Source organism: Corallococcus macrosporus DSM 14697 (assembly GCF_002305895.1).
Lineage (GTDB): Bacteria > Myxococcota > Myxococcia > Myxococcales > Myxococcaceae > Myxococcus > Myxococcus macrosporus.
On the sequence record NZ_CP022203.1, the window covers coordinates 2,355,864 to 2,378,126 of the forward strand.

22 protein-coding genes are annotated in these 22,263 nt (G+C 72.0%); 12 read left to right on the top strand and 10 right to left on the bottom strand.

Annotated features, from left to right (window positions below; all coding sequences use genetic code 11):
- Positions 1-11 precede the first annotated feature (11 nt).
- The 3 genes from MYMAC_RS10055 (at position 12) to MYMAC_RS10065 (ending at position 2,894) form a co-directional block, all read left to right on the top strand.
- Positions 12-950: a polysaccharide deacetylase family protein gene (locus tag MYMAC_RS10055; RefSeq protein ID WP_095957940.1), complete on the top strand. Its 939-nt coding sequence runs from the start codon at positions 12-14 to the stop codon at positions 948-950.
- A gap of 130 nt (positions 951-1,080) precedes the next feature.
- A complete protein-coding gene (locus MYMAC_RS10060) occupies positions 1,081-1,935 on the top strand; it encodes a lysophospholipid acyltransferase family protein (RefSeq protein ID WP_095957941.1) in 855 nt (284 codons plus the stop codon).
- 35 nt (positions 1,936-1,970) lie between these two features.
- Positions 1,971-2,894 carry an SDR family oxidoreductase gene (locus MYMAC_RS10065; protein WP_013938554.1) on the top strand — a complete coding sequence of 308 codons (924 nt, stop codon included), beginning with the start codon at positions 1,971-1,973 and terminating at the stop codon, positions 2,892-2,894.
- 400 nt (positions 2,895-3,294) lie between these two features.
- On the opposite strand, the gene MYMAC_RS10070 is transcribed toward MYMAC_RS10065, so the two are convergent.
- Positions 3,295-3,705, bottom strand: a complete 411-nt coding sequence (locus MYMAC_RS10070) for a hypothetical protein (protein WP_095957942.1) — start codon at positions 3,703-3,705, stop codon at positions 3,295-3,297.
- Between the two features lie 143 nt (positions 3,706-3,848).
- Between MYMAC_RS10070 and MYMAC_RS10075 the strand changes: the two genes are divergently transcribed.
- Both MYMAC_RS10075 and MYMAC_RS10080 read left to right on the top strand, forming a co-directional pair.
- The gene (locus MYMAC_RS10075) at positions 3,849-7,670 is read left to right on the top strand and encodes a tetratricopeptide repeat protein (RefSeq protein WP_095957943.1); all 3,822 of its coding nucleotides are present in this window, start codon (positions 3,849-3,851) and stop codon (positions 7,668-7,670) included.
- A gap of 1 nt (position 7,671) precedes the next feature.
- Entirely contained in the window at positions 7,672-8,043 is a 372-nt protein-coding gene (locus MYMAC_RS10080) for a hypothetical protein (RefSeq protein WP_013938557.1), read from the top strand.
- On the opposite strand, the gene MYMAC_RS10085 is transcribed toward MYMAC_RS10080, so the two are convergent.
- The 4 genes from MYMAC_RS10085 to MYMAC_RS10100 form a co-directional block, all read right to left on the bottom strand.
- Entirely contained in the window at positions 8,040-10,121 is a 2,082-nt protein-coding gene (locus MYMAC_RS10085) for a RecQ family ATP-dependent DNA helicase (protein ID WP_095957944.1), read from the bottom strand. The genes MYMAC_RS10080 and MYMAC_RS10085 overlap by 4 nt on opposite strands.
- Positions 10,122-10,166: 45 nt before the next feature.
- The gene (locus MYMAC_RS10090; protein ID WP_013938559.1) at positions 10,167-10,418 is read right to left on the bottom strand and encodes a hypothetical protein; all 252 of its coding nucleotides are present in this window, start codon (positions 10,416-10,418) and stop codon (positions 10,167-10,169) included.
- Complete coding sequence (radC, locus tag MYMAC_RS10095) at positions 10,418-11,188, bottom strand: RadC family protein (RefSeq protein WP_095957945.1); 771 nt, start codon at positions 11,186-11,188, stop codon at positions 10,418-10,420. Before radC ends, MYMAC_RS10090 begins: the two co-directional genes overlap by 1 nt.
- Positions 11,189-11,345: 157 nt before the next feature.
- Positions 11,346-11,804, bottom strand: a complete 459-nt coding sequence (locus MYMAC_RS10100; protein WP_013938561.1) for a Crp/Fnr family transcriptional regulator — start codon at positions 11,802-11,804, stop codon at positions 11,346-11,348.
- Between the two features lie 72 nt (positions 11,805-11,876).
- Here MYMAC_RS10100 and trxB point away from each other — a divergent pair, with 72 nt between their 5' ends.
- The 4 genes from trxB (at position 11,877) to MYMAC_RS10120 (ending at position 15,103) form a co-directional block, all read left to right on the top strand.
- A complete protein-coding gene (gene trxB / locus MYMAC_RS10105) occupies positions 11,877-12,839 on the top strand; it encodes a thioredoxin-disulfide reductase (RefSeq protein WP_013938562.1) in 963 nt (320 codons plus the stop codon).
- A gap of 96 nt (positions 12,840-12,935) precedes the next feature.
- On the top strand, positions 12,936-14,120 hold the full coding sequence (locus tag MYMAC_RS10110; protein ID WP_095957946.1) for a trans-sulfuration enzyme family protein: 1,185 nt from the start codon (positions 12,936-12,938) through the stop codon (positions 14,118-14,120).
- Positions 14,117-14,611, top strand: a complete 495-nt coding sequence (gene moaC / locus MYMAC_RS10115; RefSeq protein WP_095957947.1) for a cyclic pyranopterin monophosphate synthase MoaC — start codon at positions 14,117-14,119, stop codon at positions 14,609-14,611. The genes MYMAC_RS10110 and moaC overlap by 4 nt, the downstream gene beginning before the upstream one ends.
- A 240-nt stretch (positions 14,612-14,851) precedes the next feature.
- On the top strand, positions 14,852-15,103 hold the full coding sequence (locus MYMAC_RS10120; protein WP_095957948.1) for a hypothetical protein: 252 nt from the start codon (positions 14,852-14,854) through the stop codon (positions 15,101-15,103).
- 9 nt (positions 15,104-15,112) lie between these two features.
- Here MYMAC_RS10120 and MYMAC_RS10125 read toward each other — a convergent pair whose 3' ends face one another.
- The 4 genes from MYMAC_RS10125 to MYMAC_RS10140 form a co-directional block, all read right to left on the bottom strand.
- Positions 15,113-15,667 (bottom strand): NUDIX hydrolase, encoded by a 555-nt coding sequence (locus tag MYMAC_RS10125; protein WP_013938566.1) that lies wholly within the window; start codon positions 15,665-15,667, stop codon positions 15,113-15,115.
- A 16-nt stretch (positions 15,668-15,683) separates the two neighbouring features.
- Complete coding sequence (locus MYMAC_RS10130) at positions 15,684-16,508, bottom strand: SirB1 family protein (RefSeq protein WP_013938567.1); 825 nt, start codon at positions 16,506-16,508, stop codon at positions 15,684-15,686.
- Positions 16,509-16,592: 84 nt separating this feature from the next.
- Positions 16,593-16,868 (bottom strand): hypothetical protein, encoded by a 276-nt coding sequence (locus MYMAC_RS10135; protein ID WP_013938568.1) that lies wholly within the window; start codon positions 16,866-16,868, stop codon positions 16,593-16,595.
- Between the two features lie 7 nt (positions 16,869-16,875).
- Positions 16,876-18,450 (bottom strand): YiiX/YebB-like N1pC/P60 family cysteine hydrolase, encoded by a 1,575-nt coding sequence (locus MYMAC_RS10140; RefSeq protein ID WP_204817491.1) that lies wholly within the window; start codon positions 18,448-18,450, stop codon positions 16,876-16,878.
- A gap of 203 nt (positions 18,451-18,653) precedes the next feature.
- On the opposite strand from MYMAC_RS10140, the gene MYMAC_RS10145 reads away from it, so the two are divergent.
- From MYMAC_RS10145 to MYMAC_RS10155, 3 genes are all read left to right on the top strand, one after another.
- On the top strand, positions 18,654-18,971 hold the full coding sequence (locus MYMAC_RS10145) for a DUF2795 domain-containing protein (protein WP_095957950.1): 318 nt from the start codon (positions 18,654-18,656) through the stop codon (positions 18,969-18,971).
- 77 nt (positions 18,972-19,048) lie between these two features.
- Positions 19,049-19,951, top strand: coding sequence for a hypothetical protein (locus MYMAC_RS10150; RefSeq protein ID WP_095961552.1), 903 nt, complete (start codon positions 19,049-19,051; stop codon positions 19,949-19,951).
- Positions 19,948-20,391, top strand: coding sequence for a CoA-binding protein (locus tag MYMAC_RS10155; protein ID WP_013938572.1), 444 nt, complete (start codon positions 19,948-19,950; stop codon positions 20,389-20,391). Before MYMAC_RS10150 ends, MYMAC_RS10155 begins: the two co-directional genes overlap by 4 nt.
- Positions 20,392-20,454: 63 nt before the next feature.
- Here the strand turns inward: MYMAC_RS10155 and MYMAC_RS10160 are convergent, their stop codons facing one another.
- A complete protein-coding gene (locus MYMAC_RS10160; RefSeq protein ID WP_013938573.1) occupies positions 20,455-22,062 on the bottom strand; it encodes a S8 family peptidase in 1,608 nt (535 codons plus the stop codon).
- Positions 22,063-22,263 lie beyond the last annotated feature (201 nt).

Genomic DNA, 22,263 nt, shown 5'->3' on the forward strand with positions numbered 1-22,263 from the left:
GAGGGCGCACCGTGCGGCTGGCGTCCATCTCCGTCGACCTCGACTCGCTGCCCCACTACTGCCGCATCCACGGCCTGCCGGAGGCGATGCTCGACGACCGCGCCCGCTCGCTGGTGCACGCGGTGGCGGTGCCGCGCTTCCGGGAACTGCTGGACGGGCTGGGCGTGCCGGGGACCTTCTTCGTCATTGGCGAGGACCTGGAGACAGACCCGGCCGCCGCCGTGGGCATGCGCGCCTCCCACGAAGCCGGCATCGAGGTGGCCAGCCACAGCCACGCCCATGACTACGCGCTGACGCGCCGGGGCCCGGCGGCCATCCAGGAGGACCTGGCGCGCGCGGACGCTGCCATCCATCAGGCCACCGGGGTGCGCCCCGTGGGCTTCCGCGCCCCGGGCTACACCCTGAACGCGGACCTGTACGCGGCCACGGCGGCGCTGGGGTACCGGTATGGCTCCTCGGCCTTCCCCGCCGCGCCGTACTACGCGGCGAAGGCGGCGGTGATGGGCGGCCTGGCCATGCTGGGGCGGCCGTCCCGCTCCGTGCTGGACACGCCCCGGGTGCTGCTGGCGCCCCGGGTGCCGTACCGGCCCGACCCGGCGCAGCCCTACCGGCGGGGCACGGGCAGCGTGCTGGAGCTGCCCATGACGGTGACGCCCGCGCTGCGCTTTCCCCTCATCGGCACCTTCGCCACCACGCTGCCCCGCGCGTCCCTGCACGCGCTGTGGCGCACCTGCCGCCGGGACCGCTTCTTCAACTTCGAGCTGCACGGCGTGGACGTGCTGGACGCGTCGGACGGGATTCCCCCGGAGTTGGTGCGGCAGCAGCGGGACCTGCGCGTCAGCGCCACCCAGAAGATGGCGCGCCTGCGCGAGGTGTTTGGCTGGCTGAAGGCGGAGCGCGAGGTCCTCACGCTGCGCGACGTCGCCGGGCGCCTGGCCTCCACGGTGTAAGGCCTTCCCACGAGGGGCGCCTGTCCGACAGCGCACGTCCGCGCCGTGCCTGGGTGTCCGTGGGGCACGCTTGCGCCGTCCGGGCGACGGCGTACTCCCGGCGGCGGGGTGGGTGGTGTAAAGAGCCCCCATGCTGGAGAACGTCACCGACCGATTGAAGAAGGGCCTGCGCGAGTGGACGGACCGGCTGGCCAATGACGAGCAGAAGCAGCGGCTCCAGGCGCTGGCGCGCCCGGGGAACGAGTACGGGGTGGACCCGTTCGGCTTCGACCTGGACTACAGCCTGTCCGCGGTGGCGCCGCTCCTGTGGCTCTACCGGAACTACTTCCGCGTGGAGACGTACGGCATCGAGCACGTGCCGGCCGGCCGGGTGCTGCTGGTGTCCAACCACTCCGGCCAGCTTCCCATGGACGGCGCCATGATTGGCGTGGCGATGATGCTGGAGGCCAGCCCGCCCCGCCCCATCCGCAGCATGGTGGAGAAGTGGGTGTCGTCGCTCCCGTACGTGTCCACCTTCATGGCGCGGGTGGGGCAGATTGTCGGCACGCCGGAGAACTGCCGGCGGCTGCTGGAGTCGGAGGAGGCCATCCTCGTCTTCCCGGAGGGGACGCGCGGCATCAACAAGCTGTGGCCCCAGCGCTACCAGCTCCAGGAGTTCGGCCTGGGCTTCATGCGCCTGGCGCTGGAGACGAACACGCCCATCGTCCCCGTGGCCGTGATTGGCGCGGAGGAGCAGGCCCCGGCGCTGATGGACCTGAAGCCGGTGGCGAAGCTGCTGGGCTTCCCGTCCTTCCCCATCACCCCCACCGGGCTGCCCATTCCCCTGCCCACCAAGTACCGCATCTACTTCGGCGAGCCGCTGCACTTCTCCGGGCGCCCGGATGACGAGGACAGCGAGCTGGACAAGAAGGTCCGCACCGTGAAGGCGTCCATCCAGTCCATGCTCCACCAGGGCCTCAAGGAGCGTCAGGGCGTGTTCTGGTGAGCGCCCGGCGCGGCGGTGCTAAAGAGGGGGGTTCCATGAAACCGGCCGTCGTCGTCACGGGCATCAGCGGCAACCTCGGCCGCACCCTCGCGAAGCTGCTCCACAAGCACGAGCGCATCATCGGCATCGACCGGCGCCCCTTCATGGGGCGGCCGAAGGACGTCGAGATGTACGAGCTGGACCTCCGCAAGAAGAAGGCGGAGGACGTCTTCCGGAAGAACGAAATCCGCGCCGTCATCCACATGGGCATCATGCATGACCCGCGGATGAGCGAGGAGGAGCACCACTCCTTCAACGTCGTGGGCACCACGCGCCTGCTGGAGTACTGCGCCAAGTACGGGGTGAAGAAGGTCGTCGTCCTGTCCTCGGCCAACGTGTACGGGCCCAGCCCGGACAACTCCAACTTCCTCACGGAGGACGCGCCGCTGATGGCCGCCAGCCGCTTCTCCGGCGTGCGCGACCTCATCGAAGTGGACATGCTGGCGCACAGCTTCTTCTGGAAGCACCCCCACATCGAGACGGTCATCCTCCGGCCCGTCCACATCGTGGGGCCCACCATCAAGAACGCGCCGTCCAACTACCTGCGCATGCGCCGGCCCTGGATGATGGCGGGCTTCGACCCCATGGTGCAGCTCATCCACGTGGAGGACGTGGCGCGCGCCATGGTGGAGGCGCTCCGCCCCGAGCCCAAGGGCGTCTACAACGTCGTGGGCCCCGGCGAGGTGCCCCTGTCCGCGGTGATGCGCGAGCTGGGCAACACCCCCATCCCCGTCCCCCACCCGGTGGCCCGGCCGCTGCTGGGCATGTTGTTCAAGTACCGGCTGGCCAACTTCCCGCCTCCGGAGCTGGACCACATCCAGTTCCTGTGCGCCGTGGATGGCAGCCGCTGGGTGAAGGACGTGGCCTGGAAGCCGCGCCACTCCATGCGCGACACCATCCGCTCCGTCCAGGGCGACTAGCCGCGGGAAAGTCCGAGGCCCCCTGACGCGGCTGTCAGGCCGCGCATGGCGACTGGCCCCGGGGGCCCTGACAGCGATGTCAGAGGCCCGACCGCGGGGCAGGGGGCTGTCAGGCCCCCGGAAGCCGCAACCCCTTGAATCTCAAGCCCTCCGCCAGCGCCCGCTCCCCGCGAGGTGCTTGGCACCGCCATTGCTCTAGGAGTGGTCCGTCACGGCGCGGCGGCAAGGGCCCGGAAACGGTGCCGCCCCGTCAAACTGTAGGGCACTCCATGGGGGAGTTCCCGACGCCTTCCGTCTCGGCCGGCCCCGAGACGGCGGGCGGTTTCTTGTAGGGCGCTCCATGGGGGAGCTCCCGACGCCCACCGCCTCGGCCGGCCCCGAGACGGTGGGCGGTTTCTTTTCAGGGGATGGGCGTCTCTTCGGGGCTGGAGCTGGGGTTCGGACTCGGGCTCGGCAGCTCGCCCTCGAAGGGGCCGTCCTCCTGGCTCTCCAACTGCCAGGCGCCGTCCCGGAAGACGAACTCCGAGGTGACGAGGGCGGTGCGCTCGGAGGCCGAGGGCAGGCGCATCCACTGGATGCGGCTCTGGATGGTGGCCTGGTTCCCGTCCGCTGACACCTTCACGTCCACGACCTCGTAGTCGGTGATGGACAGGTCCTTGTCGTCGTTGAGCTCGATGCGGGCCTTCTGGAAGTCCTTGCGGCGCTCGGGGACGATGATGCGGCTGGCGCTCTGGAAGTCCTTCCAGCGGATGGCCTGATGGAAGCGCTCCACGGTGGGCTTGAGTGTTTCCAGGTTGGATTTCTTGGACACGGTTGCGCACGCCCCAAGGACGAGCGCGAGGAGCAGGGCAGGCAGGCGATTCACGCCCGGCAGGGTAGCACCCGGCAGCAGCCTCGGACGAGTCAGCGGTGGTATGGTCCGGCTCCCGCACGAGCACCGGAGTCGCGAGCGACATGGCCAAGTCGATGGTGGAGCGTTACGAGCAGCTCCTCCGGCAGGACCCCACTTCTTCCGTTTTCGTCGAGCTCGCCAAGGCCCTGTTGGAGAAGGGCGACACGGCGCGTGCCATCGAGGTCTGCGGGCAAGGCATCTCCCACCACCCCACGTCCATTGTCGGGCGCGTGCTGTGGGGCAAGGCCCTCATCCAGCAGGGCCGGCCCGCCGAGGCGATGGAGCAGTTCGACCAGGCCATCTCCATCGAGAAGGACAACCCCTACGCCTACAACCTGATTGGCGAGGTGCTCCTCCAGCGCGGGCTGTACCGCTCCGCGCTGCCCATCCTCCGCAAGGCCGTGGCGCTCCAGCCCAATGACGGCCGCGTGAAGAGCTGGCTGGACCAGGCGCAGCAGGCGCTCGCCGGTGGTCCGGCGCCGGTGTTCGCGGACCTGATGGGGCTGGAGAAGCCCGCCGCGGACGAGGACACCCCCGCCGAGCCGCCGAAGGACGAGGACCCGGCACCGGGGCCCACGGTGGCGCCCATGGCCGCCGCCCGGCTGCGCGCCGCGGCGCTCGGTGACGCGGCGAAGCTGAAGCCCGCGAGCGCGGGGGCCGCGGCAGCGGGTGATTCCGCGGACGCGGGGCCTGGGACGGCTGGGGTTGCGGACGCTGGGACAGGCGCGGACGCTGGGACAGGCGCGGACGGCGGCGAGGCGTCAGCGGCGGACCCGTCGGTGGCGCGGGGCGGCGAGGCGTCAGCGGCGGACCCGTCCGTGGCGCGGGGCGGCGAGGCGTCAGCGGTGGACCCGTCGGTGGCGCGGGGCGGCGCGGCGACGCGGCCGGAGGGCTCGGGGGACGAGGCGGGCGCGTCCCTGGGGCTGTTGAACCGGCGGGTGCCGGTGTCGTCGGTGCTGGGCGCGGAGCTGCCGAGCCTGGACCTGGGGCTGGGGGATGACGAGGACGCACCCCAGCGCGGTGAGGACGAAGCGCCTGGGCAGGCGCTGTCGTCCGAGGCCGCCGCGGGTGGCCCGGCGGAGGACTCCGCCCTTCCCGACTCCACGCAGGATTCCGGCGCCGGCCAGGATGCGCCGACGCAGCAGGTGGCGCTGCCCGAAGGGGCCGAGGCGGCCGCTGCGTCAGCGCCCGAGGCCGACGAGGACGGGCGCCAGGCCGGCGCCGCTCCGGCCGAGGACGGGCCCCTGGCCGCGTCCGCTCCTGTCGAGGACACCGCGTCCGCGGGGTCCGGTGGACTCCTGGGAGACCTTCCGCCTCCCGAGCCCATGGCGCCGATGCCCGTCGTCGCGGCGCGCGCGCCCTCGGCGACGCGGCCTTCCTCCGGGGGCAAGCGGTCCCTGCTCGAGGACATCCCGGACGCGGCGCCCGCGCCCACGGCCGCCAGCGCGCAGGCCAAGGCGCGCAAGCCGGACACCGAGGCGCTCACCGCCGAGTACGAGAAGGAGCTGCGGGCCAGGCTGGCGCGCGAGGCCGCCAAGACGTCGTTCATCGCCCGGCATGGCGTGAAGGTCGCCGGCGCGGTGGTGGGCGTGGTGGTGCTGGCCATCGTCGCCATCAGCTTCATCAACATCCGCGCGAACCAGGGCGGAAAGACGCTGAGCGAGACGCTGGCCCGGGCCGAGGACCTCATCGTCCAGGACACGGGGGCCTCGCTGGACGCCGCGCTGGCGCAGCTCCAGAAGGCGCGGGACATGGATGACAGCAGCAGCCGCGCGTGGGCGCTGACGGCGTGGGCGCATGCGCTGCGGTATGCGGACCATGGGCAGGCCTCCGAGGACCGGCGGCAGGCGCTGGAGGCGCTGGAGCGGCCCGGCGTGAAGGACGCGGCGCCCGCCCTGGTGCTGGTCACCAACGTGCTGGTGGCGGACGAGCGCGGACGGGCCCTGGCCCGGAGCGCCCTCTTGGGTTCGCAGGAGGAGAGCACCGAGGTCCATGCGCTCGCCGGCAGCCTGCTGCTGGAGGCGAAGGACGAGAAGCAGGCGCTCGAGCGCTTCGACCGCGCGCTCCGGGCCTCTGGCGTCAACGTCCGCGCGCTGGTGGCCCTGGGGGGCTACTACAAGGCTTCCGAGGACTTTCCCCAGGCCATCGAGATGTACGAGCGCGCGCGCAAGAGGTCCCCTGGTCACCCCGGGGCCCGCATTGGCCAGGCGGAGGCCCGGCTCGCGCTGTACCAGGACCTGGACGCCGCGCTGGCGGACGTGGCGCCGCTCGCGGAGGACCCGAAGCTGCCGCCGTCCCTGAAGGCGCGCCAGCAGTTGGTCCATGGCGAGCTGCTGTCCGCCCAGGGCAAGCACGCCGAGGCCCGCGCGCTGCTCTCCAAGGGCACCCAGGGGCCCCTGGCCTTCGAGTTCCAGCTCGCGCTCGGCGCCGCCAGCCGGGCGGCCGGGACGCTGGACGCGGCGCAGGCCGCCTACGAAGCCGCGCTCAAGCTGCGGCCCAAGAGCGAGGAAGCCCGCGAGGGCCTGGGCCGGGCGCTGCTGGACCGGGACCGTGAGCGCGAGGTGCTGTCGCGGCTGGACGCCGACGGGGGCCGCAAGGTGTCCCTGGTGCGCGGCGCCGCGTACGCGCGGCTGGGGGACTGGAAGAAGGCCCGCGCGGAGCTGGCGCGCACCCGCGTGAATGACCGGTATCCACCGGAGGCCGTCTCCTGGCTGGCCCTGGCGGACGCCGCCGAGGGCAACGGCGCCCAGGCGCGGGAGCTGCTGGAGAAGGCCCTGCAGGCGGCGAAGCGGCCGCGCAACGACATGCGGCTGGCGCTGGGGCAGCTCTACTGGCGCGAGCGGGCCTACGACAAGGCGCAGTCCCTGTTCGAGGAGGTCCAGAAGGATCCTCGCGACCACGAGGGCGCGTGCTCGCTGGGGCGCCTGATGCTGTCGCGCGGGCTGCCCGACATGGCCCTCAAGCCGCTGACCCAGGCGGTGGAGCGCAACGGCGCGCACGGCGAGGCGCGGGACGCGCTGGGGCGCACGCTGCTGGCGCTGGGGCGGACGCAGGACGCGCTCAAGCAGTTCGAGGCGTGGCAGTTGGAGAACCCGGGCAGCGCGGCCGCTCACAAGGGCTTCGCGCTGGCGCTGTTCCACGCGGGCCGCCGCAAGGACGCGGAGGGCGCGGTGCAGCGCTCGGTGAAGCTGGCGTCGGATGACCCCGAGGCGCACAAGCTGCGCGCGGCCATCCTCTTCGGCGCGGGCGACGCGCGGGGCGGCTTCTCCGCGCTGGCGCGCGCCAACAAGCTGGACCCGAAGGACGCGGACACCTTCTGTGAGATTGCCCTGGCCTTCATGCGCCAGGGCAACAGCGGCAACGCGGAGGCGGCCTTCGCCGCGGCCCGGCGGGAAGGGCCCGATGCCACCTGTGGCCGCGTGGGCGAGCTCTACGCGCAGCTCCCGGGCGGTGGGCGCGGCGCCGCGCGGACGCTGGAGGACCTGGCGGCCAGGGCGCCGACAGTCTGGGACAAGGCCTTCGCTCGGGCCACCATGGCCCGGGCCCTGCTGGGGGCGGGGGCGCTGAAGGATGCGCGCGCCGCGGCGGATGAGGCCGTGCGCCTGGCGCCTTTCGACGGCCGGGCACAGCTTGCATTGGGCATGGTGGCGCTCAAGCAGAGGCAGGAGGCCGTGGCCAGGGCCGCGCTGGAGAAGGCCGTGGAGCTGGAGCCCGCGGACGGCCTGGCGCGCCTGGCGCTCGCGGACGCGCTGGTGCGCGAGCCCGGCGAGCTGCCGCGGGCGGTGGCGTCCTACGAGGCATTCCTGAAACTGGCCGGTGGCGCGAATGATGCCGCGCGGGTGAAGAAGGCCCTGCCTGGCCTCAAGAAGAAGGCTGCGAGGTAGCGTGCGGTATTTCTCCTCCCGAACGGACTCCCCGCTGCTGCGCATCATGTGGGGCAATGCGTTCCTGCTGTCGCTCATCTACCTGCTGCTGGGGCTCGGGGTGGAGATTGCCCTGAGGTTCCACCCCTCGAGCTTCCTACGGCGGATGTCGCTGTCGCTGGACTCGCTGCCAGCGCGGGCGCTGGAGCTGTCGGGCGCCATGGAGCCGCTGCGCGCGGCCTACTTCACCGGGCGCATCTCCGAGTGGGGCGTGCGCGTGGTGTTCGGCCTCACCACCATGGCCGTCATCTTCGTGCTCGCGATGGTGGTGGGCACGCTCATGGGCGGCGTCCGGACGCTGCTGGCGCGCCGGGCCCTGCGCTCGCGCTCCTAGCCCCTGCGGCGGAGGATGGGCTTGCGCGCCGCGGCCGCTGGCACGGCCTGCGGCTCATGGCCCGCCGCGCGCGCCATCAGGCAGATTTCCACCACCTTGGGGCCAAAGCGCTCCCAGCGGCTCTCCCCGGTGCCCTTCACCGCCAGGAAGCCCTCCCGGTCCACCGGCAGCGCCGCGGACAGCCCCAGCAGCGTGGCGTCGTTGAAGATGATGAAGGGCGCGACGCCCAGGTCCTTCGCCAGCTCCTTGCGCCAGCGCCGCAGCTCCGTGGAGGCCAGCTCGCTGTAGTTCGTCACCACGGGCGCCGCCGTGGAGCCCGGGCCGCGGCCGCGCGACGCGGCCGGCCCATGCGCCAGCAGCGTGGGCATCTTCTCCGGCGTGCACACGTCGCAGTTGCCACACGAGGTGCCTGCGTCGCGCTGGCCGAAGTACCGGAGGATGGCCGAGCGCCGGCACTTCTTGTCCCGGTCCGTGTAGGCGTACTCCGTCATCCGCCGCAGCAGCGAGAGGTTCTGCCGCTCCTGCTCCCGCACCCGGCTCAGGTCCAGCCCCAGCTCCCGGAAGGGCAGCCGCTCCAGCGCGCGGATGGAGCGCCCGGCGAAGGGCCGCCGCACCTTCGCCACGTGGGCCTTCTCCAGAAGGCCGAGCGCGTGGCGGACCTCGTCCACCGACAGCCCGATGCGCCGCGCGAGGATGGGCAGCTCCGTGGTGATTTGCCGGCCCACGGGGAAGGTCTCCAGCAGCGACTTGAGCAGCCGCTGCGCGTCCGGCGAGTGCGGCTGCGCCGAGGTGGCCTTCTCCAGCAGGGTGATGCCGTGCTCGCCCTCGCCCCGGCCCCCGCGCTCCACCTTGCCCTCGCGCTCGAGGATGCGCAGCGCCGCGGAGACCTCGAACTCGCTGGCGTTCACCATGCCCGCGAGCACGTGCACGCCCCGCTCGAACTCCTCCACCGACTGGAGCACGTTCCACACGTCGCCGAAGATGGCCTCGGCCGGGTGGCTGCTCTGGATGAGCCGCTCCTGGGTGAAGACGTCCGAGTGGTTGAAGAGGAGCACCGCGCGCGCGGCCTGCCCGTCGCGGCCCGCGCGGCCAATCTCCTGGTAGTACGCCTCCACCGCCCGGGGGATGTTGGCGTGGCCGACGAAGCGGATGTCCGGCTTGTCGATGCCCATGCCGAAGGCGTTGGTGGCCACCGCCACCGCCTCCTTCGCGGCCATGAAGGTGTCCTGGGCGCGGCGCCGGGCGTCGTCGTCCATGCCTGCGTGGTACAGCACCGCCTTCACCCCGCGCCCGTGCAGCTCGGAGAAGATGCCCTCCGCCGCGCGCCGCGTGGAGCAGTACACGATGCCGCTGCCGCCGGTGGCCGCCAGCCGCGCGCAGGCCTCGTGCCGGTCCGCGTCGCCGCCCACCTCCTGCTTGCCCAGGAAGAGGTTGGGCCGGTCGAAGCCCATGGCGAACTCCTGCGGGTCCTTCATCAGCAGGACGCGCACGATGTCCGCGCGGACCTCCGGCGTGGCCGTGGCGGTGAGCGCCACCGTGCGCGGCGGCCGCAGCCGCTTGCGCACCTGCCCGAGCTGCGCGTAGTCCGGCCGGAAGTCGTGGCCCCACTGGGAGATGCAGTGCGCCTCGTCCACGGCGAGCAGGTCCACGCCCACGGCGGACACCGTCTCCAGGAAGCTCTGGCTGCGGAAGCGCTCCGGCGCCACGTAGAGCAGCTTGTACTCCCGCGCGCGCAGCTTGCGCATCCGCTCCGCGCGCTCCAGGTCGGACAGCGAGGAGTTGATGAACGTCGCGGGGATGCCCCGCGCGGTGAGCTGCTCCACCTGGTCCTTCATCAGCGCGATGAGCGGCGACACCACCAGCGTCAGTCCCGGCAGCAGCGTGGCCGGTAGCTGGTAGCACAGGCTCTTGCCCGCCCCGGTGGGCATCACCACCACCGTGTTGCGGCCGCTCAGGACGGAGGAGATGACCTGGTCCTGCCCCGGACGGAACTGGGACAGGCCGAAGTGGCGGACCAGCCCCCGCTGTGCTTCCTCGAGGTAGGGCAGGTCCACCGGCATCGCGCGCATGTTCATCATCCCGGTCCATCCGTCAACGGAAACGAGGCCGTGCCCGGCCTCCACTCACAGGTCGAGCCCTGGTGGAACCGGAACAGCCAGCCGCGCCCGGATCCGCGCGACGTCCCGCCGCCGCGCCTCCGTCTGCCCTGGCTCCAGCCGGCCATCCACCACGAGGTCCCCCTCACGTGCGCCGCTGGGCAGCGACGCGCGCTCCACCGTGCACGCCTGTCCGGTGTCCAGCCGCACCACCTGCGCCCGCGTGTCCTCCAGCAGCTCCACCTGCACCGCCCCCCACAGCCCCACCACGCTCACCATCATCCGCAGCCTCCATTCGCGCTCCACGTCCGCCGCTGCTCCTTCGCCTCGTCCGGCATCAGCCCGCGCTCCAGCATCGACACGTAGCCGCCGTCTCCCACCACCACGTGGTCCAGCACCTTGATGTTGAGGAGCTGCGCCCCCGCGACCAGGTGCCGCGTCAGGGCCAGGTCCTGGACGCTGGGCTCCGGGTCCCCCGAAGGGTGGTTGTGCGCCAGCACGATGGACGTGGCGCGCGCGGTGAGCGCCGCGGCGAACACCTCTCGCGGGTCCACCGGGCAGGTGTTCATGGTGCCCTCCGCCACGCGCGCGTCATGCAGCAGCACGTTGCGCGCGTTGAAGCACAGGACGTGGAACACCTCGCGCCGCAGCGCCCCCAGCACCGGCGCCAGATACGCGGCAATCTCCTTCGGCGTGCGCAACCTGGGCCGCCGCTCACCCGCGCGCTGCGCGCGGCGGCCCAGCTCCAACGCGGCCAGCACCTGCGCCGCCCGGGCAGGCCCCACGCCGGGCCGCAAGCTCAGCGCCAGGGGCTCCTGCTGCACCAGTCCCTTCAGCCCTCCGCCCTCCGTCAGCAACGCCCCCGCCACCGCCCAGGCTCCGGGCGCGCGCGCCCCGGAGCTCCACACCACGCACAACAGCTCCGGGTCGGTGAGTGCCGCCGCCCCCAACCGGAAGAGCCGCTCTCGCGACTCCTCCGCGCCCCCCACGCCCCGCGCGCTCACCGACCCGTCGCCCGCCCACGCCGCCCCCGCCGCCGATTGCTCCATCCCGCCGCCCTCCACGGGACGGGGACATAGCAACGCGTGTGCCTGCGTGTGCTACCTGGGGAGTGGGGCACGCACCCGTCCCGACATGCGTGAAGCGGCCGGAATGACGGACGGGCAGCCCTGCGCCACCTGGTTTCTCGGGCGCCGAGACGGGGCGTCAGAAGCGGGAGAGGGCGAAGAAGCCCTTGATCTTCTCGTTCGTCTCCCGGAGCCGCTCACTCAGCGTCCGGACGAACGTCCAGAGCAGCACGTACGCCAGGTCCTTGTCGGTGAACATGAGCTGATCCAACCGCGAGCGTTCAATGACCCAGACGGCGCAGCTCACGTGGGCGATGGCGTCCGCCGAGCGGGGGGAGTCCTCGATGACGGCCATCTCACCGAAATACTGGCCGGGCTCCAGGACGGCGAGCGCCTCCTCGCCGACGCCAGGGACTGACTTGGAGATGCGGACCTTGCCCTCGGCGATTACGAACATCTCCTGGCCGGCGTCCCCCTCGCGGAACAGGAAGGCGCCCGCCGGGTAGGTCCGGGAGTGGCCAATCTGGGCGACCTTGGCGAGCTGTCCCTGGGTCAATCCCTCGAACAGCGCAACCTTCTTGAGGACGTCGGCATCCATGAGGCCAGCTTCGTATCACGCGCCCGAGGCGCTCTGGTACCTTGCGGCCATCAACGAGATTCGGGAGGAGTCGTGGCGGAGGAGAAGACGAACAAGGTGACCATCATTGGCTCGGGGCCGGCGGGCTACACCGCGGCCATCTACGCCGCGCGCGCCAACCTGCAGCCGGTGGTGTTCGCCGGCGGCCCCACCCTGGAGCACCCGCAGCGGGTGCCGGGCGGCCAGCTCATGGTGACCACCGACGTGGAGAACTACCCGGGCTTTCCGGAGGCCATCACCGGCCCGGAGCTGATGGAGCGGTTCCAGAAGCAGGCGGAGCGCTTCGGCACCACCATCCACATGGAGAACGTGGTGAAGGTGGACTTCTCCCAGCGCCCCTTCCTCATCCAGGGGGAGAGCGTCAGCTACCGCTCGGAGACCGTCATCATCTCCACCGGCGCCACCGCCAAGTGGCTGGGCGTCAAGGGCGAGGACACCTACAAGAACCGCGGCGTCTCCGCGTGCGCCACCTGCGACGGTGCCTTCTTCAAGAAGCAGGACGTGCTGGTGGTGGGCGGCGGTGACACGGCCATGGAGGAGGCGACGTACCTGGCGAAAATCGTCAACCACGTCACCCTCATCCACCGCCGCGACACGCTGCGCGCCTCCAAGGTGATGCAGGAGCGCGCCCTCCAGAACCCGAAAATCTCCTTCATGTGGGACTCCGCGGTGGAGGAGGTCCTGGGCGACAACAAGGGGATGAACGGCGCGGTGGTGCGCAACCTGAAGACGGGGGACAGCCAGCTCGTGAAGGCGACGGGCCTCTTCGTCGCCATTGGCCACACGCCCAACACGGAGCTGTTCCAGGGCGTGCTGGAGACGCACCAGGGCGGCTACCTCAAGACGGTGCCGGGCTCCACGCGCACCAACATCGAGGGCGTCTTCGCCTGCGGCGACGTGCAGGACCACTACTACCGTCAGGCCATCACCGCGGCGGGCACGGGCTGCATGGCCGCCATCGACGCGGAGCGCTGGCTCATCGAGCACGGCGAGTAGCCTGGCCGCCCGCGCGGCTGAAGGTGAAGCATCTCCAGGCCGGCCCTCTTGTCGGGGCCGGCCTTTCCATTCCCGCGAAGGACGCAGCGAATCCCCATGAGCTCGAAGCAGAAGACGGTGGCGGTGCACGCCGGGACGCGGCTGGCTGGAAGCAAGGCGGTGCCGGTGTCGCCGCCCATCTACCCGGCGGCGGTGAACTGGTTCGACAGCAGCGACGATCTGGACAGCGCCCTGGACGGCAAGGACTACGCCTACGCCCGCATCAGCGCGCCCAACACGACGCTGCTGGAGGAGGCCGTGGCCGCGCTGGAGGGCGCCGAGGCCTGCGTGGCCTACGCCAGCGGCATGGCCGCGCTGCGCTCCGTCTTCGAGGCCCAGGGCTTCAAGCCGGGGGACCGGCTGGTGATGCCGGCGGACGGCTACGGCGTCACGCGCGCGCTGTACAAGCGCCTGTGCGCCACGCTGGGCGTGGAGCTGCACGCGCTCCTGATGACGGACCCCGAGGTGTCCGCGCGCATCCGCGAGCTGAAGCCGCGCATGGTGCTGGCGGAGAGCATCTCCAACCCGCTGCTGCGCGTGCCTGATTTGCGCGTGCTCGCGCGGGCCTGCCAGGACGTGGGGGCGGCGTTCGTGGTGGATGGCACCTTCCCGTCGCCCGTGGGCCAGCGCGCGCTGGCGCTGGGCGCGGACTACGCGGTGCAGTCCACCAGCAAGTGGCTCAACGGGCACAGCGACGCGCTGGGCGGCACGGTGAGCGCCTCGCGTGAGCGGATGGCCCCGCTGCGCGCCGCGCGGGTGCTGGCGGGGGACGTGCTGGGGCCCTTCGAGGCGTGGCTCACCCTGCGCGGCCTGCGCACGCTGCCGGTCCGCATGAAGGCGCATGTGGAGCACGCGGCGCACGTGGCCCGGCGCCTCACGGAGTCCCCGCTGCTGGAGCGGGTCATCTACCCGGGGCTGGCTTCGCACCCGGACCACGCCACCGCGAACGCGCTGCTGCTGGGCGGCGGCCCCATGGTGGCCTTTGAAATCAAGGGCGCGGGGCGGGCGGAGGGCATGCGCTTCCTGGAGGCGCTGAAGGTGGGGCGGCCGGGGCCCTCGCTGGGAGACGTGTGCACGTTGGTGATGCACGCGGCCAGCGCCAGCGCGCGCCGCTTCACTCCGGAGGAGCGAGCGGCCGCGGGCATCCAGGAGAACCTCATCCGCGTCTCCGTGGGGCTGGAGGACCCGGACGACATCGCGGATGACCTGCTGGCCGCGGTGGCCCAGGGGGCGCGCCGATGAAGATGGTGGACGTGGGGGAGAAGCCGAAGACGGGCCGCGTGGCCGTGGCCACCGCGCTGCTGCGGATGCTGCCCGCCACGCGCGAGCGCATCCTGGCGGGGAAGGTGGAGAAGGGGGACGTGCTGGCCGCGGCGAGGCTCGCCGGCATCATGGCCGCCAAGCGCACGCCGGACTTCGTTCCGCTCTGCCACCCCATCGCGCTCGCGGGGGTGGAGGTGACGCTGGCGCCCGAGGACGCGGGGCTCCGGGTGCGCGCGCAGGTGAAGACGGTGGACCGCACCGGCGTGGAGATGGAGGCGCTCACCGCGGCCTGCGCGGCGGCGCTGACCGTCTACGACATGTGCAAGAGCGTGGACCGCGGCATGGTGCTGGACGCGGTGCAACTGGAGCACAAGTCGGGTGGCCGCTCCGGGACGTGGCAGCGGGAGGAGGCCGCGCCGGCGCCGCAGCCCGCGCCGCGGCGCCGGACACGCGCGAAGAAGGCCCGCTGAGGCGGCGGAGCGCTCCACCGGCGAGGAGGCCTCCCCTCGGGCCGAGGCGCCCGTGCGCGGGCGGACACGGTGAGGCCCAGGTCCGGCCAGGTGTCTCGCTCCGCACGCCGCGACTGTGACGCTGTCCACGCCTCCGGGAGCCCGCGCCGCCAGGGGGCTCCCGGTATGCGGGAGGGGCCCCCACGTTGCATCCCAGGCCTGGTGGGCGCGAAGGACAGGCGCCGGTTCGCGAGGTGTCGGGTGTTCGACCTGAGGGGCGTTCTGACGCTGCTGACGGCGCTGGGAGCCGCGGGCTGTGGCGCGCTCTCGGAGGAGGGCGACGCGGCCGAGGCGTCGCAGGCCATGGCGGACCGCGCGTCATGCGACGCTCGGGCCTCCCACCGCCGCTCCGTGTCCCGGGACAGGCAGGCGTGCCAGGTCCTCTTCTTCGTCTGCGCCCGCGGCGAGTCTCCCTACTTCGACGCGTGCGGCTGTGGCTGCGCGCGCCCTTGAGGCACGCGCCTACTCCGACTCGCCGAGCAGACGCTCCTGGAAGAAGGCCGCCACCACCAGCGAATGGGTGATGTGCCCCTCCAGGATGAGGCGCGGCAGCGCCGCGCGCGGGTGCAGCTCCACGGCGATGTCCTCGCCCGCGTCCTGCCGCCCCTCGTGCCGCTTCACGCAGTCCAGCGCGAGGAAGTTGAAGCACACGTTGCCCTGGAACGCGGGGTTGGGGTGCACCTGGCCCACTGGCACCATGCGCCCCGGCACGTAGCCCGTCTCCTCCTCCAGTTCGCGCGCCGCGGCCCGCTCCGGCGCTTCTCCCGGCTCCACGATGCCGCCAGGGAGCTCCAGCGTGGAGGACTCGACGCCGAAGCGGAACTGCCGCACCAGCACGAGCCGCGCGTCCGGCGTCACCGCGATGACGTTCACCCAGTCCGCGCAGTCCACGCGCACGCGCGGGTGCTCCAGGCCGGTGCGCGGGTCCGCCCACCAGTCCTCGCGCACCCGGGCGACGGTGAAGTCGTGCTCCAGCCCGCGCCGCAGCCGGCGCCAGGGTTTCACCTCTCCCGCCATGTGAAAGTCCTTCCCTTCAGTTGAGCAGCGCGGCGCGCTCCCGCAGCTCGCGGGCCGTCATCTCCAGCCGCTCGCGGTCGGGGGCCTCGGGCGAAAGCTGGAGGCAGCGCTCCACGTCCTTCAGCGCCGCGCGGTACGCCCCCAGGCTGCCGAGCAGCGCCGCGCGCGTGCGCAGCTCGCCCGGGTGGTCCGGCGCCAGGAGCAGCAGCATGTCCACCACCGCCAGCCCGCGCTCGCAGTCCTCGCGGCCCAGGTACACGCGCCGCAGGTTGGACAGCATCCGGTACGCAATCAGCTCCACCGGCGCGGGCGCCAGCATGTTGCGGTCGAACTTGAGCTGCGGCGCCACGCGCTTGAGCAGCTCCTCGCAGCCGTGCTCGGTGAGGATGTCCCCGTGGTGGAACGGGTCCATCACCAGCTTGTGGTCCCCCGCGTCATGGGCCACCAGGAAGTGGCCGGGGAAGGGGACGCCGTACAGGGAGATGCCCGCGCGCCGCGCCACCTCCAGGTAGACGACGGACAGCGTAATCGGCAGCCCCAGCTTCCGCTCCAGCACCTGGTCCAGGAAGCTGTTCTCCGGGGAGTGGTAGTCGTCCTCGTTGCCTCGGAAGCCCTCGATGTCCGCCAGCACGTGGCGCAAGGCCCGCAGCGGCGCGAGGACCTCGCCCTTCTCGCTCAGCCGCTCCGCCTCCACCTGCACCCGGCACGCGAGCACGTCCAGCATGTGCAGGCAGCCGGGGGCGTCCAGCAGCGGCTTGTCCAGCGTGGCGATGGCCAGCGCCGCCAGGTCCAACCGCGGGGGCTCCGCGGCCAGGGCCGACACCAGCCGCTCCCGCGCCAACGGTGGGCTGAATCCAGGGGGAATGCTCACGGCGAGAACCAGTAACCCACGAGGGCCCGGACGGCAAAGGCAGGCGGCCGAGCGTCAGAATGCTGGAGGTTCAAGCGGCAGCCGTCCCTTGATTTCCGCCCGCAGGGCAATCTGGGCCGCAATCAGCCCGGACAGGATTCCATCCTCGAACTCGAATGTAGGATGTTCCTTGAGTTCCGGGAAGTCGTGGGAGTTGCGCACCTCCTCGGGGGAGATGTTGGGCACGGCCTCGCGGGCGAGGCGCAGCACCTTGGCCTGCTGCTGGGAAATCATCTTCTCGAAGAGCTGGGCGGAAAGCTGCAGCATCTCCTCGGCCATCTGCTCCGTCATCGTGTGTCTACTCCTGGGCGATGTCCCACTTGGCCCGGCGGTAGCTGTAACGGAAAGCGGCGGCGTCCGCCTCCCTGGCGATGCCCTCCGCCTCCCGGCCGTCCAGGAAGGCCACGAAGTCGAGCTGCCTGTCCTCGCGTCCGAACTCCGCGTCGAAGAGGCGGACCAGCTCGTTGGCGGGCAGGGTGCGGCGGCCGGCGACGCTGACCAGGGGGATGCGCAGGCCCGTCATGTCCTGGGCGGGGGCGTAGGCCTTCCACACCAGCTCCGTGCACACCAGCGTCCTGTCTGAGAAGAAGTCGAAGTCGAAGTCATAGGGGCGGCCCTGGAAGGTGAAGGCGCGGGCGATGGCGCGGGCCTTCTCCAGGCGGGACAGGCGCGGGCGCATGACGCCCAGGTAGTCCACGCGCAGGCCGTGCTCCAGGCCGGTGAAGGACACGCCTTCGCTGATGGATTCGAGGATGCGCAGGGGGTCTCCGTGCGCGTCCTGGCCGGAGTAGGCCGCCCACTTGGCGGGGAACGAACGCGCCAGGTGCTGGGTGAACGAGCCTGGCGCGCCGGGGAGGGTGGCCACCCAGGCCTTCACGGCCGGGTCCTCGTCGAAGTAGGCGGAGAGCTGCGCGGGCGTGCCGAGGAAGAGCTCCGCGTGCGGCCAGAAGCCCGGCAGGCCGATGTTGGAGAGGTACCAGTTCTGCCGGGCGACCATGATGTCGCCGGGCTCCATCCGCTCCAGCAGGGCCAGGGCCTGCTCGCGGGTGATGAGGGGCTGGCCCACGCGGCGCACGCGGGTGTCACCCATCCACTCCGCCACCGCGCGCTGCACGGGGAAGAAGGCGCGCTGCGCGGTGTCCTTCGTCAGGTCCACCGTGGCCTTGGCGAAGAGCGTGGCGCCGCGCCGGGTGAGCAGCCCCTTGGCCACCTTGCTGTTGTGCTTCATCTCCTGGAGCAGCCAGGGCACCCGCGGGGCGTCCAGCGCGCCGGCCTTCACCAGCAGCGGGCGGAGCTGCTCCTTGTAGCCGTCACCGGTGAGGAGCTGGGTGCTGGTGGAGACGTGGATGGCCTTGTCCTTGAACCGGGCGAAGGCGCGCGCGGGCAGGCCGTACTCGGGCGCGGGCTCGTCCAGCAGCACCTCGAGCTGCTTTCTGCCCAGGGTGAGCTCCGCGTAGGTGAGGCCATGGGCCAGCTCCGTGGTGAGCGCGCCGTGGGTGAGCAGGAAGCCCCAGGCGTGCTTCCTGGGCTGGGTGACGGCGGGCACCTTCACGAAGTCCCAGTAGCGCTGGCGGATGACCTCCACGGACACGAAGTAGTCGAAGAAGGCCGCCCAGGTGCTGAGCAGGAGCTGCTTCTGGTCCGGCGTGTACGGCACGCCCTGCTTCTGCAGGTACACGCCCCGCGACTGCTTCACGGCCTCCTGCAGCCCGCGCAGGCCGCGGACGTGGCGCTCCAGCAGGGCGAGGTCGGCCTGGGCCTGGGCGACGAAGGCCGCCTCGTCCAGGGCGTAGACGTCGTGGACGGGCGGGGGCGTGGGGGCGGGCGTGCTGGCGAGCGTGAGCCAGGCAAGCAGCAGGGGGGCGGCGGACATGGGGTGTGGGGCTCCTGCGAGGAAGGCGTCGCGGGGCGACACCTTAGCCCGGGACGGGGCTGGGGCGGCTGGCCCCCTGGCCGGACAGGGGCTGGGACGGGGGCGCCCCGGGTGGTCCCGCGCCCCGGTCATCCCCACGTTGTCATGGCACACGAACGCGCCGGGGCCGGGGTCAGGCGCCCGGCCAGAAAGGCAGACGCACGATGGCTTATGGATTCGCGGAGGACCCAGCGCTCTCCATCACCCCCCACCTCGACGCCGTGGACTACCCCGTCGAGCGGGAGCAACTGGTGGCCGCGGCCGCCGATGCGGGCGCCCCGCCCGACATCATCAACCTCTTCAAGTGCCTGCCGCGCGGCGAGTACCCCAACCGCGAGGCCGTGCAGCGGGACCTCTCCGAGGCGGCCCGGCGCTCCGCCCAGGGGGGCCTGAAGGACGACGATGGGGTGGACCGGGACCGCCGCAACATCGGGCGTGACCTGGTGGAGCACGCGCCAGACGGCCACACGCGTCATCCGTGAACCGGTGGGCGCCCGGGCAGGGCGCCTGGTGGAAGCGCTCGCGGGCGCGGGCGCTTTCTGCCAGCGTGCGCGAGCGCATGCGTCCCGGGCCCCTGACGTCCAGTCTCATCCTGTCGTTGACCGCCGCCTGTAGCCACCGGGCGCCGCTCTCCGTGGCGCCGTCGGAGCCGCGGCCGGCCGCGGTGCGGCTCGACTTCCAGCCGCCCGTGGACCGCGTCCTCATGGAGACCCAGCGCAGCGTGCGCTCCGTGGAGCGGGGGAGTCAGATTCTTCGTGAGGAAGTGGAGCTGCGCACGCAGACGCGCTTCACGCCCTCCGAGGGGGGCTGGCTGCTGGCGCAGGACGTGCCGAGCTCCCGCTTGACGCGCGACGGTCAGCAGGTGCCCACGGACGTGGCGGACGTGCTGGCCCGCTTCACGTTGCGGGCCTGGCTGGCGGCGGATGGCACCTTCGTGAAGCTGGTGGCTCCCGAGGCCGCGCAGGAGGCGCTGCGCCAGGTGGCGCCCGAGGGCACGGAGGACGGCGTGCTGGAGCGCTTCTTCGAGCCCGAGGCCCTGGAGGCGCGGGCGCGCCGTGAGTGGGAGGTGAAGTTCTCCGGCCTGTTCCAGCGCAACCTGGTGGAGGGCCAGCAGAGCTGGGTGGTGGACCTGGTGCCCCTGGGGGACAGCCAGGTGGCCTATGTCCTGGAGCGCACGGTCCAGGGCACGCGGGACACGCCGCTGGGCAGCGCGGTGGTGCTGGGCCTGCGCTGCCTGGATACGGTGCCGGAGGACGCGCCGGACGCGCTGTCGGAGGCCTGGGTGATGGCGGGCCGGCCGGAGCTGACGCCAGGCGTGTCCTGCGAGGGAGAACAACTGGTGGCCCGGGGACGCTTCATGCCCGTGAGCCGCCAGATCACGGTGCGGGCGACGGTGGCGGGCGAGGCGTGGACGCTCATGACGGAGTCCCGGACAGAGGGGCTCCAGGAGGAGGCGCGATGAGCTGGGAGCAGAACCTCATCGAGGATGAAGCGGGCGTGGAGCGCGTGGTGAAGAGCGCGCGGCGGGTGGCGGTGCTGGGCATCAAGACGGAGCAGCAGTCGGGGCAGCCGGCCTACTACGTGCCGGACTACCTGGCGCGCGCGGGCGTGGAGGTGGTGCCCGTACCCGTCTACTACCCGGACGTCACGCACATCCTGGGCAAGCCGGTGTTCCGGCGGCTCACGGACGTGCCCGGCGAGCTGGACCTGGTGGACGTGTTCCGCCGGCCGCAGGACATCGACGGGCACGTGGACGAGCTCATCGCCAAGAATCCAAGGGCGGTGTGGTTCCAGTCCGGCATCCGCAATGACGCCGCGGCGGAGAAGCTGGCGAAGGCGGGCATCCAGGTGGTGCAGGACCGCTGCCTGATGGTGGACCACCGCCGCTACGGTGGCCGGTAGCGGCGGTGTCAAAAGGGGGCGCCCCCACCCGTAGCGAGCGGGTGGGAGCGGCCCGGGCGACGCTCAGTAGTTGCCCGAGATGACCTTGGGCAGCGCCTTGGCCAGGTCCGGCAGCGGCCCGATCTGGCGCGCGTTCGCGGCCTGCGGGGTGCCGTTGTCGCGCAGCAGCGAGCGCATCTGCGCGCTCGTCAGGCGGCGTCCGTTGGCCAGGGCCACGCCCTGCGCGCTGGCGGCGGCGCCCACCACGATGGGGGATGCGCTGGACGTGCCGCTGAAGCTGGACGTGTAGAACTGGTCCTCGCCGTAGCTGCCGAACACGTTGCCGTAGCCCATGCTGTAGACGCGCTCACCCCAGCCGTGCACGTCCACGCGGGTGCCGAAGTTCGTCCAGCACATGGGCGAGCGCGTGGTCGCCGTGCTGCCGCCCACGACGATGGCCTCCGAGTCCCGGGTGTTGCGGTTGAACCGGCCCCCGTACGCGGACGCGTCCAGGTCGGCGCTGCCGTTGCCCGCCGCCTCCACGACGATGACGCCGTTGGCGGTGGCCGTCTTGATGGCGTCGTAGTTGGCCTGCCAGTACTCCATGGCGATGTAGTTGCACTGGCTGGTGTTGCACGTGCAGGCCGTGCCGTCCGCCGGGCCGCGGGAGTGCAGCTCGATGAGCACGATGCCGCCCCGGCCCGCGGCCGTGGCCGCCTTGCTGATGGCGCTGGCGGAGCTCTGGGCGCCGATGGACTCGTAGCCCGCCTGCGCCGCGTGCGCGATGCCCGTCACGCCGTAGGCGTTGGACGCGCCCACGATTTCACCCAGCACGGCCGTGCCGTGGTGTCTCCAGCTCGCGTCCGCGTACTGCGTGCCGCCCATGTGGAAGAGCGTGGGCATGTCCTCGTGCGTGGTGCGCCAGCCGCCCTCCACGTCCACCACCTTCACGTTCTGCCCCTGGCCGCCCGTGACGGTCCACGCGTACTTCGCGTTCACGCCGTTGGGCGCGGCGTTGAGGTAGCCCTGGTTGTTCACATAGGAGGGCGTGGTGGGCGGGAGGTCCGCCGCCGCCAGCAGGCCGCGCACCGCCGCGTCCATGCCGAAGTTCACCATGGCCGGCTCGGGGGGCGGCTCGGCGTAGGCCACCTCCACGCCGTCCAGCGCGTTGAGCGCGGCGACCAGGTCGGCCACACGCTCGGACGTGGTGCCCGGCATCAGGGGCACCTCGAAGTACAGGTTCAGGTCCGCCAGCTGCTCACCGCTCTGCCGCTCACCAGAGGCCTTGCGCGCCTCCAGCGAGGACTCGGGCTCGTCGAAGAGCCGGGCGATGGCGCCGATGCGCGGCGCGCGCTCCAGCAGCGACGCCACCGCGCCCACGTCCGCCTCCAGGCGCGCGTCACCCAGGTTGCGTCCGGCCAGCAGCGAGCGCTCCGCGGCGTCCCGCTCCGACGTCAGGGCCACCAGCCGCTGGTCGCGCAGGCGCACCCGGCTGCCTTCATGGAACTTCACCACGATGCGCTCCACGAGGGTGTCCCCGGCCAGCTCGCGGCCCGTGGGCTTGGCGACGAGCGCGCGCGGCTTCAGGGACTTCGAGGGCGGCGCCGCCGTCGCCGAGGGGGCGAAGGCCAGCACCGAGAGGGACAGCATCGCGTACCGCAGGGGGCGCATCGACAGGAACGACGTCGTCATGGACAGCCTCCACTTCGGAGAGAGAGGACGGCTGTGACCCGGGTCCACTCGCGGCGTGGACTGGTTCACAGGGACATCTTGCATTCCTGGTCTGTCTCGAAATGTTGAAACTGTGGTGACGACCGTTCGGGGCTGGACAGCGGTCTGCCTTTTGGGAGGAGGCGGGCCTCTTCTTGACGTGGTGCGTCGCTGGCGCGGAGG